Annotated in this window: 17 protein-coding genes and 1 pseudogene; 4 read left to right on the forward strand and 14 right to left on the reverse strand. The window is 30.7% G+C overall.

Features of this window, described 5'->3' with window-relative positions; all coding sequences use genetic code 11:
• Nucleotides 1-71: 71 nt before the first annotated feature.
• Together CSUB8523_RS06050 and CSUB8523_RS06055 are read left to right on the forward strand one after the other, a co-directional pair.
• A complete protein-coding gene (locus CSUB8523_RS06050) occupies nucleotides 72-515 on the forward strand; it encodes a GatB/YqeY domain-containing protein (protein ID WP_043019920.1) in 444 nt (147 codons plus the stop codon).
• Complete coding sequence (locus CSUB8523_RS06055) at nucleotides 512-1,165, forward strand: DNA/RNA endonuclease G (RefSeq protein WP_043019921.1); 654 nt, start codon at nucleotides 512-514, stop codon at nucleotides 1,163-1,165. Before CSUB8523_RS06050 ends, CSUB8523_RS06055 begins: the two co-directional genes overlap by 4 nt.
• A gap of 34 nt (nucleotides 1,166-1,199) precedes the next feature.
• On the opposite strand, the gene dnaK is transcribed toward CSUB8523_RS06055, so the two are convergent.
• From dnaK to CSUB8523_RS06075, 4 genes and pseudogenes are all read right to left on the reverse strand, one after another.
• Nucleotides 1,200-3,062 (reverse strand): molecular chaperone DnaK, encoded by a 1,863-nt coding sequence (gene dnaK, locus CSUB8523_RS06060; protein WP_043019922.1) that lies wholly within the window; start codon nucleotides 3,060-3,062, stop codon nucleotides 1,200-1,202.
• Between the two features lie 30 nt (nucleotides 3,063-3,092).
• Nucleotides 3,093-3,314: a hypothetical protein gene (locus CSUB8523_RS06065; RefSeq protein WP_039641671.1), complete on the reverse strand. Its 222-nt coding sequence runs from the start codon at nucleotides 3,312-3,314 to the stop codon at nucleotides 3,093-3,095.
• Nucleotides 3,315-3,332: 18 nt separating this feature from the next.
• Nucleotides 3,333-3,842, reverse strand: coding sequence for a nucleotide exchange factor GrpE (gene grpE / locus CSUB8523_RS06070; protein WP_043019923.1), 510 nt, complete (start codon nucleotides 3,840-3,842; stop codon nucleotides 3,333-3,335).
• Nucleotides 3,839-4,590 (reverse strand): annotated as a pseudogene (locus CSUB8523_RS06075) (HrcA family transcriptional regulator). Before CSUB8523_RS06075 ends, grpE begins: the two are co-directional and overlap by 4 nt.
• A gap of 235 nt (nucleotides 4,591-4,825) precedes the next feature.
• Between CSUB8523_RS06075 and CSUB8523_RS10560 the strand changes: the two are divergent.
• A complete protein-coding gene (locus tag CSUB8523_RS10560) occupies nucleotides 4,826-4,957 on the forward strand; it encodes a hypothetical protein (RefSeq protein WP_256378632.1) in 132 nt (43 codons plus the stop codon).
• On the opposite strand, the gene CSUB8523_RS06080 is transcribed toward CSUB8523_RS10560, so the two are convergent.
• From CSUB8523_RS06080 to CSUB8523_RS06100, 5 genes are read right to left on the reverse strand one after another with little or no spacing between them, the layout of a single operon-like run.
• Nucleotides 4,946-5,575, reverse strand: a complete 630-nt coding sequence (locus CSUB8523_RS06080) for a hypothetical protein (protein ID WP_039664140.1) — start codon at nucleotides 5,573-5,575, stop codon at nucleotides 4,946-4,948. The genes CSUB8523_RS10560 and CSUB8523_RS06080 overlap by 12 nt on opposite strands.
• The gene (locus tag CSUB8523_RS06085; protein WP_039664141.1) at nucleotides 5,572-5,805 is read right to left on the reverse strand and encodes a hypothetical protein; all 234 of its coding nucleotides are present in this window, start codon (nucleotides 5,803-5,805) and stop codon (nucleotides 5,572-5,574) included. Before CSUB8523_RS06085 ends, CSUB8523_RS06080 begins: the two co-directional genes overlap by 4 nt.
• Nucleotides 5,786-6,844: a DHH family phosphoesterase gene (locus CSUB8523_RS06090; RefSeq protein WP_043019924.1), complete on the reverse strand. Its 1,059-nt coding sequence runs from the start codon at nucleotides 6,842-6,844 to the stop codon at nucleotides 5,786-5,788. The genes CSUB8523_RS06085 and CSUB8523_RS06090 overlap by 20 nt, the downstream gene beginning before the upstream one ends.
• Before the next feature lie 9 nt (nucleotides 6,845-6,853).
• Nucleotides 6,854-9,013 (reverse strand): flagellar biosynthesis protein FlhA, encoded by a 2,160-nt coding sequence (flhA, locus tag CSUB8523_RS06095; RefSeq protein WP_043019925.1) that lies wholly within the window; start codon nucleotides 9,011-9,013, stop codon nucleotides 6,854-6,856.
• A complete protein-coding gene (locus CSUB8523_RS06100; protein WP_043019926.1) occupies nucleotides 9,006-9,410 on the reverse strand; it encodes an Rrf2 family transcriptional regulator in 405 nt (134 codons plus the stop codon). Before CSUB8523_RS06100 ends, flhA begins: the two co-directional genes overlap by 8 nt.
• 178 nt (nucleotides 9,411-9,588) lie before the next feature.
• On the opposite strand from CSUB8523_RS06100, the gene rpsO reads away from it, so the two are divergent.
• The gene (gene rpsO / locus CSUB8523_RS06105; RefSeq protein ID WP_039618506.1) at nucleotides 9,589-9,861 is read left to right on the forward strand and encodes a 30S ribosomal protein S15; all 273 of its coding nucleotides are present in this window, start codon (nucleotides 9,589-9,591) and stop codon (nucleotides 9,859-9,861) included.
• Nucleotides 9,862-10,047: 186 nt separating this feature from the next.
• Here the strand turns inward: rpsO and CSUB8523_RS06110 are convergent, their stop codons facing one another.
• The 5 genes from CSUB8523_RS06110 to ilvC are packed head-to-tail and all read right to left on the reverse strand — an operon-like array spanning nucleotide 10,048 to nucleotide 14,156.
• The gene (locus CSUB8523_RS06110) at nucleotides 10,048-10,941 is read right to left on the reverse strand and encodes an RsmB/NOP family class I SAM-dependent RNA methyltransferase (RefSeq protein WP_052243683.1); all 894 of its coding nucleotides are present in this window, start codon (nucleotides 10,939-10,941) and stop codon (nucleotides 10,048-10,050) included.
• Nucleotides 10,928-11,314, reverse strand: a complete 387-nt coding sequence (ruvX, locus tag CSUB8523_RS06115) for a Holliday junction resolvase RuvX (protein WP_043019927.1) — start codon at nucleotides 11,312-11,314, stop codon at nucleotides 10,928-10,930. Before ruvX ends, CSUB8523_RS06110 begins: the two co-directional genes overlap by 14 nt.
• On the reverse strand, nucleotides 11,311-12,078 hold the full coding sequence (locus tag CSUB8523_RS06120; RefSeq protein ID WP_043019928.1) for a DNA-processing protein DprA: 768 nt from the start codon (nucleotides 12,076-12,078) through the stop codon (nucleotides 11,311-11,313). The genes ruvX and CSUB8523_RS06120 overlap by 4 nt, the downstream gene beginning before the upstream one ends.
• A complete protein-coding gene (locus tag CSUB8523_RS06125) occupies nucleotides 12,065-13,153 on the reverse strand; it encodes a divergent polysaccharide deacetylase family protein (RefSeq protein ID WP_069107232.1) in 1,089 nt (362 codons plus the stop codon). Before CSUB8523_RS06125 ends, CSUB8523_RS06120 begins: the two co-directional genes overlap by 14 nt.
• Nucleotides 13,134-14,156, reverse strand: a complete 1,023-nt coding sequence (gene ilvC / locus CSUB8523_RS06130; protein WP_043019930.1) for a ketol-acid reductoisomerase — start codon at nucleotides 14,154-14,156, stop codon at nucleotides 13,134-13,136. Before ilvC ends, CSUB8523_RS06125 begins: the two co-directional genes overlap by 20 nt.
• Between the last annotated feature and the right edge of the window lie 23 nt (nucleotides 14,157-14,179).

Genomic DNA, 14,179 nt, shown 5'->3' on the forward strand with positions numbered 1-14,179 from the left:
CATTGATGATGGTGTTAGAGAAGGTGTGTGTATAGCACATTTTAAAAATATTAAAATTTAAAGGAGAAAAAATGAATTTAAAAGATCAAATTTTAGAAGATATCAAAGAAGCTATGCGTAGCAAAGATGACTTCAAAAGAAACACTCTAAGAACGCTTAATGCTAGTTTTAAACAAATAGAAGTTGATGAAAGAATCACGCTCGATGATGAAAGAATTTACAAAATCATTGCAAGTGAAATCAAAAAAAGAAACGAAGCTGCACTAGCTTTCAATAAGGGCGCTAGAGAAGATTTAGCACAAAAAGAACTTCAAGAAGTCGCTATTTTAAGTGCTTATTTACCTAAACAGCTAAGCGATGAGGAATTAGAAAGCGAATTAAAAAAACTGATAGAAAAATTACAAATTAATTCTTTAAAAGAACAAGGTGTTTTAATGAAAGAAGCTAAAGTAGTTTTTGGTGTGAGTGTTGATGGCAAAAGACTCAATGAAATGGTTAGAAAGCTTTTAGCATGAAAAAAGTTTTAACGCTTTGTGCTTTAGCTTTAAGCTCTTTTGCTTATACTCAATATGAATTACACCCTAGTTTTAAGCCGTATTTTAAAGAATGCTCTTTATTGATGGATAAGTATTATTACATCAATTGTTATAATTATAATTATAAGGGTACCAAGGCCATTGCTTATAAACTAGAAGCTAAAATTTTAAATCAAGGGCACATCAAAAAACGCCCACGCTTTGAAGATGATACCAATATCCCTAAAAAATACAGAACTTACTGGGAGGATTACCTAAGAAGCGGCTACACAAGAGGACATGTCGTGCCTAATCAATCCATGAATGCAACTCCACAAGCCCAACTTAGCACTTTTTTAATGAGTAATATCACACCACAAAAAAAAGATATCAATGCTGAAATTTGGAATGAAATCGAACAAAGAGAGCGGTATTTAGCAAAGAAAAATAAAGAATTAGAAGTCTTAAATTTAGTGCTTTATGATGACAAACCAAAACGCATTAAAAACAATATAGCCATTCCTAGTTTTTATGTCAAAATTCTTAAGGCTAAAAATTTTAGCGAATGTTATAAAGTGCCAAATAACGATAATTTTGCAAGATTTGACAGAAATTATTTCAAAGAAGACTGTAAGAAATATATTGATTAATTAAACTAGAAGCTTTATGCTTCTAGTTTAATTTTTACTCAACTTCAGCATCAATTACATCATCATCTTTTTTCTTTTGAGTATTTGGCTCTTCTTTTTTATACATATTTTCCGCTAATTTATGAGAAACTTCGCTTAAAGCTTTCATTTTGCTTTCGATTTCTTCTTTAGAAGCATTAGCATTTTTCAATGTTTCTTTTAACTCATCTAAAGCTTTTTGGATATTTGCTTTGTCATCTTCGCCTACTTTATCGCCAAGCTCATTTAAAGATTTTTCTACTTGATGTACTAAGCTATCAGCAGCATTTCTAGCTTCTACTGCTTCTTTGCGTTTTCTATCTTCTTCCTTATGAAGCTCTGCATCTTTTACCATGTTATTGATCTCTTCTTCACTTAGTCCACTTGAACCTGTGATTTTGATCTCTTGTGCTTTTCCTGTAGCTTTGTCTTTTGCGCTAACTGTTAAAATACCATTTGCATCAATATCAAAAGTTACTTCAATTTGTGGCATACCACGAGGCGCTGGTGGAATTCCTTCAAGATTGAAATTTCCTAAAGATTTATTATCACGGCTAAATTCTCTCTCACCTTGTAAAACATTGATAGTAACTGCACTTTGATTATCTTCAGCAGTTGAGAAAACTTGTTCTTTTTTAGTTGGAATCGTTGTGCCTTTTTCGATGATTTTAGTCATCACCCCACCCAAAGTTTCAATACCCAAAGAAAGTGGAGTTACATCAAGTAATAATACATCTTTAACATCACCTTTAATAACCGCACCTTGAATCGCCGCACCAATTGCTACAACTTCATCAGGATTTACCGACTTATTAAGCTCTTTACCAAAAGCTTTTTTAACTTCTTCTTGCACAAGAGGAACACGAGTAGAACCACCCACCATAACGATTTCTTTTACTTCACTCTTATCAAGTCCTGCATCTTTTACTACTTCGTTAATTTTACTAATAGTTTCAGCTACTAGACCATCAATCATGCTTTCAAATTTAGCTCTTGTTAAAGTTTTAGCTAAATGTTTTGGACCACTTGCATCAGCTGTGATGAATGGTAAGTTAATATTAGTTTCATTAGCTGAACTTAATTCTTTTTTAGCATTTTCAGCTGCTTCTTTTAATCTTTGCAAAGCCATTACATCGTTTTTAAGATCTATACCTGTTTCATCTTTAAACTCATTTGCTAAAAAGTCGATTAATTTATTATCAAAATCATCACCACCTAAAAATGCATTACCACCCGTTGCTAAAACTTCTACAACATTATCGCCTGTTTCAAGCACAGTAACATCAAATGTACCACCACCTAAATCATAAACTACGATTTTTTCACTTTCTTTTTTATCAAGACCATAGGCTAAAGCTGCTGCAGTTGGTTCGTTAATAATTCTTAACACATTTAATCCTGCAACTTGTCCTGCTTCTTTCGTAGCTTTTCTTTGCGCATCATTAAAATATGCTGGAACAGTGATCACCGCATCTTCTACTTTTTCACCCAAGAAAGCTTCTGCATCTTCTTTTAATTTCATTAGAACTTTTGCTGAAATTTCTTGCGGAGTATAAATTTTCCCTGCTATTTCAATCGCACAAGCCCCATTTCTTTCTGTGATATGATAAGGTAAACGATTTTTAGCTTCTTTTGCTGCTTCTTCATTAATCATTAAACCCATAATTCTTTTAATAGAATAAATTGTTTTTTCAGGGTTAGTAACCGCTTGACGCTTAGCACTATCACCTACTAAAACCTCGCCTTTATCAGTAAAAGCAACTACCGAAGGAGTGGTATTTTTACCTTCTTTATTTGGGATAACTTTACTCTCACCTCTTTCATACACACTCACACAAGAATTTGTTGTACCTAAATCTATACCTATAACTTTTGCCATTTTTTATCCTTTTTATTTAAATGTATTTTTTTAATTAATAATATGATTATATTTTCCATTTTCAATTCTCCATGCACACATATATAAAGCATGTCCGGATCTTTCTTTTCCGGTATTATTAAAATGGATTATAGAATACTGATTTCCATCTTCATATGTTCTAAAACTTCCATTTGCATCTATATAATTTTTAATAGATAGAATTTCCTCTTTTGTATATTTTTTTCCACTATCTTTTTTTTGCTTTGCCATCAAAAATCCTTTTTAATTTTATTTTGCAACACTAACTTTTGCTGATCTAATCACTCTATCATTCATCACATAACCTTTTTGTAAAAGCTGGACAATATGACCACTTTCATGATCAGCGCTTTCTACATGAAACATAGCTTCATGTAAATTTGGATCAAACTCACCATTTGCTTCTATAACTTTAACCATATGTTTTTCTAGTTTTTTCAAAAGCAAATCCAAAGTGTTTTGCACCCCTTCTTTAATTTTTAAACTTAATTCATCATTAGCTTCTACATTAATAGCCGCTTCTAATGCATCAACTACATCAAGCAAATCTTTAGCAAAACTCTCATTTGCATAAATCGTTGCTGAAATTTTCTCTTTTTCCATTCTTTTTTTGATATTTTCAAATTCAGCATTTGCTCTTAAATAAGTATCTTTTAACTCATTATACTCTGTTTGAAGCTTTTCTAATTCACTGTTTTGGTTTTCTGAATTTTCCACTGCTTCTTCTGGCATGGTTTCATTTTGCTTTTCTTCGCTCACGCAGCCTCCTTTATAACATTTAACATTGTTTAAAATCAGAGTAAACACTTCTAGCAAAAATCACATGAGATTCTTTTCCTAAAAATGTTCTCTTAAGCTTTAACCCCATAGAGCCTTCTTCAAACAAAGGATCAAATTGTAATTTTTCATTAAAATAAAATCCAATTTGCGGAGATAAAAGCTTAGCAAATTTATCAAAATGATAAATTTGCTAAGCTTTGCTCTCGTTATACCTATAGTAAATCTCTGTATGTTTTAACATAGCTATTTTTTCTAACAACTCCTTAAATTCCACTCTAAAAACTAAATTTTCAATGCCTTTTACATCAAGCCCGATAAGTCTTTGCAAAAAAATCAAACTATCATAATCAAATTTCAATACTAGTTCATTTATCCAAAATCCAGCACGATGAATTTGTTATTTACCGTGATAAGTTCTTGTAAAATCAACTCATCGCCACCATAAACTAAACTATATATTTCAAACTTATCAAGCAAAAACCCCAATAAAGCAAGATCATTAATCACAATCTCATCTTCACAAAGTTGCTCACACTAATAAGCTTTCATAGCATTTGCAGTTGGTATACGACCGCTACTAATATGAAGCTGCGTAAAACACCTTCATCACTTAGTTTTTTAAAATAAACTCTTATAGTTGAGGCAGGTATACTTACGGATTATTGCCCTCTAAATAGGTTTCAATGATAGTTTTTAAAATTAAATCCTTTTTACTATAAGACTTCATTATAAAACCTTATTTCGATTTTGTCACTCGATATTTTTAAGTGACAAAATAATTATACAACTTTAGTATAACAATGTCAAGTTATTTCTAAATAAAAATATTTAATATTATTTAGTCAATATGACTAAACTTTTTTTAGCTATAAGTTTACAATTTTAAATTATTTATTTTCAGTTTTTTTAAAAGAAAAGATAATATAATTTCGCCTAGCAATATTTTTAAAAGGTTTACAATAATGAAAAATCTCACTTTAAGAGAAAAGCAAGATCTTGAAGCTTATGTATTTTCAAATATAGAAAGAAAAAAAATGGCTTTAAGTAGAATTTTTAAGCTTTATTGTTTAAGACTTTTTAGGTTAGTTTTTTAATTTATATTTTTTCATCTCATCTTTAGTATAAGAAAGATCCTTAAATTCTGGAGATGAGATTAACTCCATACAGGTTTTATCTAAATTTTCCAATCCGCTTACTTGCATATTTGCTTGTAAATTTTCATCTAAATAAAGATCAAAAACTACGCATGCTTGATTATTGACTTTGTAAAAAATTTTCCCACCATTTTTCTTATCAAGTTGATATACTTGTAATTTATCGCTTTTGCTCATTTTTTTTATATCATTTGCAAAAGATTGATGTAAAGTATAATAAATCATAAAATCACGCATAACATTTTTAATACTAGCTATTTCTCTTCTAAGTTTGGTAAGGTCTTTAGAATACAAGCTTAAAAATTGCGAATTTAAATAATCATTTATTTTTTCTTTATTTAGATTATTACACGCAAGATGAATTTGTACAACATAAGCTTTATGCTTTGTAAGCACAATATCTACACAAGCTTGCTTGTTTTGCTTATACTCTAAAAACCAAGCCTGACTTGAATTTAAGTTGAGTGTATTTTGTTTATTATAAGCAAAATCATTCAAATCTTCATAAATATTTGCACAAGCAAACACACCCATTAAAAGCAGGTATAAAATTTTCATTGAAATAAATCTTTGTGATGATTTTTCAAATACTCCACTACTTCCAAAACTTCCTCAACTCCCTCTTTTTGAGTATTTTGACAAACCTCATCAATACAATCAATATACGCCTCTACAGCTTTTTCTAATTTATTTTTCTCAACCCCAGCAAGCAAGAGCATTGCCTCTAAAACGATACTTAATTCATATTGTAAGTTTTCTACTTCTTCTTTAAGATTGTTTGTTTTCATGATTGTTTTCCTTTAATTCTTTACTTTTGATCAAATCTACAAATTGTGCTTTGATGAAATCATAATTAGAGCTATCTTTATACGCAGCAAACAAACCTCCACTAGCATTTTTATGCCCTCCTCCATTAACCAAGCTTTTAGCCATTAAGCTTACATCGATTTTATTATTTGCCCTAAAACTTAAGGTTTTTCTTGAGCTAAGATCTACAAAAAAATCAAATTCAGGATTTTGCATTAAAAAATCATTTCCAATCACTGAAGTATTGCCTATATTAGAAGTAAGCAAACCCTTGTACCCTTTATAAAATATGCTAAATTTTTCTTTTTCAGCACTTAATTTTTCTACAACAAAATGAGAAATTAAATTACTTAAAGTGTCATTTTTTTCTTTTTTGAAGAATGATTTTTTTAAACTATGCAAATCATCATCTAAACGAATATGCGCATTAATTTCTTGAATATATTTTCTTGAAGCATCAAAAAGATGGAAAAGGTATTTTATATTCTCTTGTGCAAACATCACTCTATTTATCTCTTTTGCTCCAGAAACCATGCCAAGTAAAACTTTTCCCAATTCAAAACCATCATCTTCACTTAGCCAAATATCCACTGCATTTACCACATCTACAAACTGAGATAATGACTTATTTTCACCATAACATCTACTAAAAAAATCATAAACAATTTTTGTTGCACATCTTTTATCATCTAGAAAATACCAAGGATACTTTTGCATACACTCTAAGCCACTTTGATGATGATCTAAGAGCATAAGTTTGATTTTTTTGCCTTCTATGGTCTTTTGAAAATCTTCACATTGACTTAAGGTTAAATTTAAATCAGTGATTAAAATCACAAATTCTTCTTTAGGATTTTCTTTTAAATCCTCTTCGATATTTTTAAAAATAACACTAAAATTTTCATTAATCTCTTTACCATAATTAGAATTATAAAAACAACAATTCTTAAAATAAAAATCTAGCACATACTGACAAGCATAACCATCTAAATCAGTATGCGAAAGATGATAAATTTTCATATTTTTCCTTTATAGATTATCAACTTTGATAATGCCTTCTGTTTCAAATTTAGTATTTTCTGCAATTTCTGCAAAACTTAAAACAGTAATATTAATACCAAAATTCGAACAAATATCGGCGATAAATTTTCTAAGCTGTGGTTCAACACAAAGCAAGAAAGGCTTGATTCTTGTATTTGCTACACTTGCAAGCTCTGCTTTTAAAGCTTCAACCAAAGCCCCAGTTTGTGCTACATTGATCATCAAATGATATGTCCCATCTTTAAACTGCACATGTTCCATTAGCTTCGCAGCAGCAGCAGCATCAAAGATATAAAAACTAATTTGACCTTTTTCATCTACATATAAATTAGTAATCGCTCTTGCCAAAGAAGCTCTTACATGCTCTATGATCATATCCAAACTCTTACTAACTTCTGCTATATCACTAATTGATTCTAAAATCGTAAGCATATCTTTTATTGGGATATGCTCTTTAAGCAAGGCTTTTAATACCTTTTGAATTAAACCAATACTTGCCACTCTTAAACAATCATCTACTACAATAGGATAGTCATTTTTAATCTTATCTAGTAAATTTTGCACCTCTTGTTTAGTTAAAAGCTCTGAAGCATTTGCTTTTATAAGCTCGCTCATATGAGTTGAAATCACACTTGCTGGATCAATCACAATATAACCATTCAATGTTGCCTCATCTTTTAAAGATGAATCAATCCACAAAGCATCTGAATTAAAAGCTGGTTCTTTAGTAGCTATACCCTCAATAGGTTCAGTAATAAAACCACTATCCATAGCCAAGTATTTATCAGGATAAATTTCTGCACTAGCTATCCCTACACCCTTAAGTTTAAAAGTATATTCATTAGGTTTTAACTGTAAATTATCCCTAATTCTAATTTTAGGCATTAAAAATCCTAAACTTTGGGCTATATTACGTCTTGTAGATCTAATACGTTCTGTCAACTCACTTTCTGCTAGCTTAATTAGCCCATAGCCCAATTCTAACTCTAAAATTTCTAATTTTAAAATATCTGTAATTTTATTTTCTTCTTCTCTTAAAATCTCCTCTTCGCTACGTTTTTGAGGTTTAGCCTGCTCTTGCTCGTTATCTTCTTGAGATTTTTTACTCGAGACGGTATTGATTTGAATTTTACCTTCTTGTACTTGTTTTATCATATAGCCAAGCCCCAAAAACATCAAAGCCATAAACCCTAAAGAAAAATGTGGCAAGCCAGGCACCAAAGCAAAAATAAACAAAATAAATCCCACAATAAGCAAGGTCTTATACTCACCTAAAAGCTGATTAATAGAACCCTCGGCGAAATTATCCTCATCTTTGCTAGCACGCGTAATAATAATAGCAGTCGCAGTCGATGTGATCAATCCAGGAATTTGTGAAACAAGTCCATCACCTATCGTTAAAATCGTATAAGTAGAAGCGCATTCGCTAAGTTCCATATCATGCTGAAAATATCCTATCATAAACCCACCAATTAAATTTACAATAGTTATAATAATCCCCGCAACAGCGTCTCCTTTAATAAATTTAGAAGAACCATCCATTGCTCCATAGAAATTTGCCTCAGCTATAATTTCTTGACGTCTTTGGCGTGCAGTTTTTTCATCAATTAAGCCTGCATTTAAATCCGCATCAATCGCCATTTGCTTACCAGGCATTGCATCGAGAGTAAATCTTGCTTGCACTTCAGAAACCCTTGTACTACCTTTGGTTACAACCATAAAGTTAATCAAAACCAAAATACAAAAAATAACCATACCTATAACATAATTTCCACCAACAACAAACTCCCCAAAACTCGCCACTATATCACTTACAGCCGCTGGACCTTGATGACCCTCACTTAAAATCATACGCGTTGTGGCGATGTTAAGTGAAAGTCTAAAAAGCGTGATGATCAAAATCAACGTTGGAAAAGTTGTTAAATCTGTAGGTTTAGGTATATACAAAGAAATTAAAATAATCAAAACCGAAATGGCTATACTCAAAGCAAGAAAAAAATCCAAAACTATACTTGGTAAAGGTACAATGATAATTGCTAAAATAGCAATTATCACAGCTACTATAGTTAAGCTTTTTGCCTTTAATACCGGTGCAACAAGCGGAGCAACCCAAGGCAATACCAAGCTAAAAATATCTCTTTTAGCCATTATTTTGAATAATATCCTCTAAAGTAATAGAAATCAAAAAATCATCAATTTTATTTTGTAGCTTCACAAGCACGGGCATAATTTTGCAATTTTCTTCTTTTTGTGAAGGACAAACTCCATTACTGCATTCAAAAACATTGATGGATTTTTTTTCCACACTATTTATGATTTCTTTTAAAGTATATTCGCTTGGATTTTTAACAAGCATAAACCCACCTTTAGCCCCTTTGTAGGATTTTAAAAGCGAATCTTTAGCAAGCGCTTGCAAGATTTTAGCCAAAAAACTTTTTGGTATATCTAAAACATTTGACATTGTATCCACATCTTGTGGTTCTTGAGAATTGGCTATATGTATTAAAGACAACAAAGCGTATTCGCTAGCTTTTGTAAATAACACTTTTTTCCTTTCTAAAATATATAAAGTATAATTATTACGATTATGATAAAATTTTTATTATATCAAAAATAAGTCTTCTTCGATATTAAATTTCTTATATTTTAAAATTCAGCATTTTTTTTGTTTTTTTCGTTATAATTACATCTTTTAATTTTAAATACCGCTCAGGAGGTCTATTATGGCTTTAGATTCGGCTAAAAAAGCAGAAATTGTTGCAAAATTTGCTAGAAAAGAAGGAGATACAGGTTCTCCAGAAGTTCAAATCGCTCTTTTAAGTGCGAGAATTTCAGATTTAACAGAACATTTAAAAATCTATAAAAAAGATTTTTCTTCTCGTTTAGGACTTTTAAAGCTTGTTGGTCAAAGAAAAAGACTTTTATCTTATCTAAAAAGAAAAGATTATCAAGCTTACACTAAATTAATTAGCGAATTAAACTTAAGAGATAAATAAGCCTAGTGCTTATTTATCCTGCAAAACACCTTCCATTATTTTTACTTTTTTCTTAATTTAAGTTTTCTTTTTTTTGGTATTTTATTCACAAGAGTTTCACAGTGTGAATTTAAGCTCAAACTACCTAAAAATAGCACTTTAAGTTTTAAATTAAAAAATATTTTTCACATTTAAATTTATTGATTTTTAATGTTTTTTCACTTTTGCGATAAAAAAGCCATCAGCATAATCATCAGGTAAAACCCTTTTAGCAAAAGATAAATCAAATTCTTCGCTTTTTGCTTGGATAAATTGCACATTTGGCAATTCAAAATCAAGCAATTCAAGATGAAAATTAGAATTTCTCAAGGCATTCTCCAAAACAGCCTCATTTTCTTCTCTTAAAAAAGTGCAAGTGCTATAAACAAGTTCTCCGCCATGTTTTAAAGCTAACAATGCTGAATGCAGTAATTTTTTTTGTAAATTTGCAATTTGCTTGATTTCTTTAGTATTTTTTTGGATGCCAAAACCCATCTTTGCAAAAGTAGAACAAGGCGCATCAAGTAAAATTTTATCAAATTTAAGCGGACATGCCTTTCCTATCGTGCGTCCATCTTTTAAAAAACACTTTGCCATCTTCACTTGGTAAGTTTCTAAGGTATTTTTCAAAGTAAAAAAACGAGTCTTAGATAATTCACAACTTGCTAAATATCCTTGGTTTTGCATAAAATTAGCCAAATTCAAACTCTTTCCACCAGGAGCAGCACACATATCTAAAACACTTTCTCCTGCTTTTACACCTAAGGTTTTTGCACATAAATATGAAGCATAATTTTGTATATAAAACTTTCCCTCGCTAAATGCACTCATCGCACTTAATTTGCTTTTAAAATGAAATGGAATTTTATAGCAATATGTATCAATTTTTTTAAATTCTATCGTTTCATTTTTTAAAATGCTTTCGAGCTCATCATTTCCAATAAGTAAAGAATTTCTAAAAATATTCACATTTTTTTCTTGATCAAAGCTTTGAAGAATTTGCTCTTTTTGTGACTGTGTATAAATACTTTCTAAAGCTATACTTAAATCAAGCAAGGCCATAAAAATCCTTTAAAAATAAATATGCAGCTAAAGAATCAAGCTTACCATCTTTTTTTCTTAAATTTGCCACACCAAGCTCTTGTGCTCCTTTGGAACTAAAGCTCTCATCTACATAAAACACTTCTTTATCAAACTCTAACAAGGCAACAAAATGCTCCACTCTTTTACGCATTTCATCTTCACTTGCTCCACCTAAAGGAATTCCAACGACTAAAGTATCTATCTCATATTCTTTGATATGCTCTTGAACTTCTCTAGCTGCTTTATTGCGATTTTTTCTTATAATAGCCTCAAGTGGCATAACAATACTCTTATTAACACACAATGCCACGCCTATACGCTTTAAACCTATATCTAATGCTAAAGTTTTCATACACAAACTCTTATTTTTACTCCAGAAATTTCCACTAAACCTTCAAGCTCATATTCATAAACTTTATCGCCAAATTTTTGCAAAACTTTCTCTAAGTCATCTTCGTTTTTTATAAAATTTAACAAGTCATCTTGTTGCTGTTTACACTCAAGCTCTCCAAACATCGCTGCAAATTGCTGATAATCATAAAGCAATTTAGCTTTATTTTGAGCCAAAAGCAAATTAGTCCCTTCGCTTTCATTTTTTCTATGAGGAAGTACATAAATGGGTTTATTCATACTTAAAGCAAGTCTTGCACTTTGCATAGAACCACTTTTTAAATCAGCCTGTGCGATCACCACCACTTCGCTTAAAGCAATGATTAGTCTATTTCGCAGTAAAAAATCATAAGGCTTGGCTTTATAATCTGGTACATTTTCACTCAATGCTAAAGCATTGTTATAAATATCCAAAATATCACTTGTATTAGCTTTGGGATAAATTTCATCTAAGCCATTTGCAAAGATCGCTATAGTATGCGGATAAGCCAACCTTGCAGCGTGAATATCTACCCCCAAAGCTCCACCACTTACCACACACACTTTAGCTTTTTTTAAAAATGACACAAGCTCTATAAGAGAGTTTTTAGTATAAACACTCATTCTTCTAGAACCAATAATTGCAACTTTCCTAGATTCTAAAAGCTTCAAATTTCCTTTATAATACACCCTAGCAGGAGGATTTAAAAGTTCATCAAAAGCTTCAAGATGGTCAATAAATTTCATTTAAATACACAAGTTCAACCAAATCAAACAATTCCTTGCTTTGCACTAAGGCCTGAAAAGTCTTCTCACGTGGATGACCAATAGCTATAGCAAACCCTTTTTTTACCGCCTCATCAACTGCTTGCTTGAGTTGATTTTTAATATAAGCTATATTATCTTCATTATCTAAAAATACATCTCTAGCAATATATGGTTGATTATATTTGTTTGCCAAAATTTTAGCTTTAGAATTACCTATAGTTCTTGAATCTACAAAAATAAAATCATTTTGTTTAAAAACACTAAATAATTTCTCCATAGCCTGCTTATTTGCAGTAAATAAACTTCCTGTGTGGTTGTTAATAAATTTTACTTTTGGAAATTGTTCTTTTACAAAAGCCACACGCTCGCTTATTTTTTGCATGTCATCACTAGGATGTAAAGTATTTAATTCTGCCTTGTCATATTTTATAGCAGCAAGGGGCAAATGTACCATAAAAAAATCAAAATCCTTTGCAAACTCAGCTGTATAAGGATGGCGTTTATCAGGCGGAAAAAAAGATGGGATTAATCTTAAATTTGTTTTTTTAAGCATATCTACATGGGTGTGACTTGCCATATCATCTATAATAATTGCCAAGCGAGCTTTAGTATTTTTTTGCACTAGAGTTTGAGTTTTATTATCTTCGTTTTTATCTAATATATTTTGTTCTTCGTTTTTTAATTCTTTGCTTGCATTTTGCTCTATTACTTCTAAAAGTAAAGTTTGATTGTCTTCTGTAGTTTGATTTGATTCTATATCTATGGGATTTAAGTTTAAAATTTCACTAATATTTTTATCTAAAAATTCTAATTTTTCATTTTCTAAAGTAAAATTTATATCATTAAAACTAAAATCATTTTCTTGTTCTATTGCAGGAGACAATGGATTTTTTTTCACCATTGTTTGATTGTAATCTAAAACTTTATTTTTTTCTTTTTTTAAAAACAAAGATCCAAAAGCAAAGAGAAAAATACCTAATACAATCAAACAAAGTGCTAAAAGCACTTTGTATTTTTTACCTATCGTTTTCAAATTAGTTTTTATCTTTATCAACTAATTTTTTAGCACTAATCCAAGGCATCATAGTACGAAGTTTATGCCCTGTTTTTTCTATCAAAGAATCATTCATTAATTTACGCTCCGCATGCATTCTTGCAAAATTTGCTCTTTTTTCTAAAATAAAATCTTTTGCAAAACTTCCATTTTGTATCTCTTTTAAAACACCTTTCATTGCCTCTTTAGTTTCTTTAGTGATGATCTTAGGACCAGTGATATAATCTCCATATTCAGCTGTATTAGAAATAGAATATCTCATATCAGCAATACCACCTTGATAAATCAAATCTACAATTAATTTCATTTCATGCAAACACTCAAAATATGCCATTTCAGGCTCATATCCTGCTTCAACTAAAGTTTCAAATCCTGCTTGAATTAACGCACTAAGTCCCCCGCAAAGCACTGCTTGCTCACCAAACAAATCTGTTTCGGTTTCAGTTTTAAAAGTTGTTTCTATAATACCTGTTCTACCACCACCTATAGCACTAGCATAACTTAAAGCTAAATTTTTAGCATTTTTACTTTCATCTTGATGAATAGCAATTAAACAAGGAGTACCCCCGCCTATACTAAATTCATGTCTTACAGTATGACCTGGAGCTTTAGGAGCTATCATAATCACATCTATGCCTTTTGGAGCAACAATTTGTCCGTAATGGATATTAAAACCATGTGCAAATGCCAAAGTTTTACCTGCTTTTAATTCAGGTTTAATTTCCTCATTAAAAATTTCACCTTGAATTTCATCAGGAGCTAAAATCATAATCAAATCTGCTTCTTTAGTAGCTTCTTTTACACTCTTAACAATAAAATTTGCATTTTGAGCTTTTGCCCAACTTTGCCCACTTTCCTTCAAGCCTACGATCACCTCTACCCCGCTATCTCTTAAATTCATAGCATGAGCATGACCTTGAGAACCAAAACCTATAATAGCTACTTTTTTTGATTTTATTAAATTGATATCACAATCTTTATCATAATAAATTGATACAGCCATTATGCACTCCTAAAAAATTAAAA

The organism is Campylobacter subantarcticus LMG 24377 (assembly GCF_000816305.1).
Classification (GTDB): Bacteria; Campylobacterota; Campylobacteria; order Campylobacterales; family Campylobacteraceae; genus Campylobacter_D; species Campylobacter_D subantarcticus.

Bases quoted from the DNA above. Each gene is read 5' to 3' on its own strand.
- CSUB8523_RS06090 (WP_043019924.1), bottom strand. From the start codon at position 6,844: ATGAAAATTTATCATCTTTCGCATACTGATTTAGATGGTTATGCTTGT.
- CSUB8523_RS06110 (WP_052243683.1), bottom strand. From the start codon at position 10,941: ATGGCCTTGCTTGATTTAAGTATAGCTTTAGAAAGTATTTATACACAG.
- CSUB8523_RS06085 (WP_039664141.1), bottom strand. From the start codon at position 5,805: ATGAAAACAAACAATCTTAAAGAAGAAGTAGAAAACTTACAATATGAA.
- rpsO (WP_039618506.1), top strand. From the start codon at position 9,589: ATGGCTTTAGATTCGGCTAAAAAAGCAGAAATTGTTGCAAAATTTGCT.
- CSUB8523_RS10560 (WP_256378632.1), top strand. From the start codon at position 4,826: ATGAAAAATCTCACTTTAAGAGAAAAGCAAGATCTTGAAGCTTATGTA.
- CSUB8523_RS06120 (WP_043019928.1), bottom strand. From the start codon at position 12,078: ATGAAATTTATTGACCATCTTGAAGCTTTTGATGAACTTTTAAATCCT.
- dnaK (WP_043019922.1), bottom strand. From the start codon at position 3,062: ATGGCAAAAGTTATAGGTATAGATTTAGGTACAACAAATTCTTGTGTG.
- ruvX (WP_043019927.1), bottom strand. From the start codon at position 11,314: ATGAAAACTTTAGCATTAGATATAGGTTTAAAGCGTATAGGCGTGGCA.
- CSUB8523_RS06065 (WP_039641671.1), bottom strand. From the start codon at position 3,314: ATGGCAAAGCAAAAAAAAGATAGTGGAAAAAAATATACAAAAGAGGAA.
- flhA (WP_043019925.1), bottom strand. From the start codon at position 9,013: ATGGCTAAAAGAGATATTTTTAGCTTGGTATTGCCTTGGGTTGCTCCG.
- CSUB8523_RS06050 (WP_043019920.1), top strand. From the start codon at position 72: ATGAATTTAAAAGATCAAATTTTAGAAGATATCAAAGAAGCTATGCGT.
- CSUB8523_RS06080 (WP_039664140.1), bottom strand. From the start codon at position 5,575: ATGAAAATTTTATACCTGCTTTTAATGGGTGTGTTTGCTTGTGCAAAT.
- CSUB8523_RS06055 (WP_043019921.1), top strand. From the start codon at position 512: ATGAAAAAAGTTTTAACGCTTTGTGCTTTAGCTTTAAGCTCTTTTGCT.
- ilvC (WP_043019930.1), bottom strand. From the start codon at position 14,156: ATGGCTGTATCAATTTATTATGATAAAGATTGTGATATCAATTTAATA.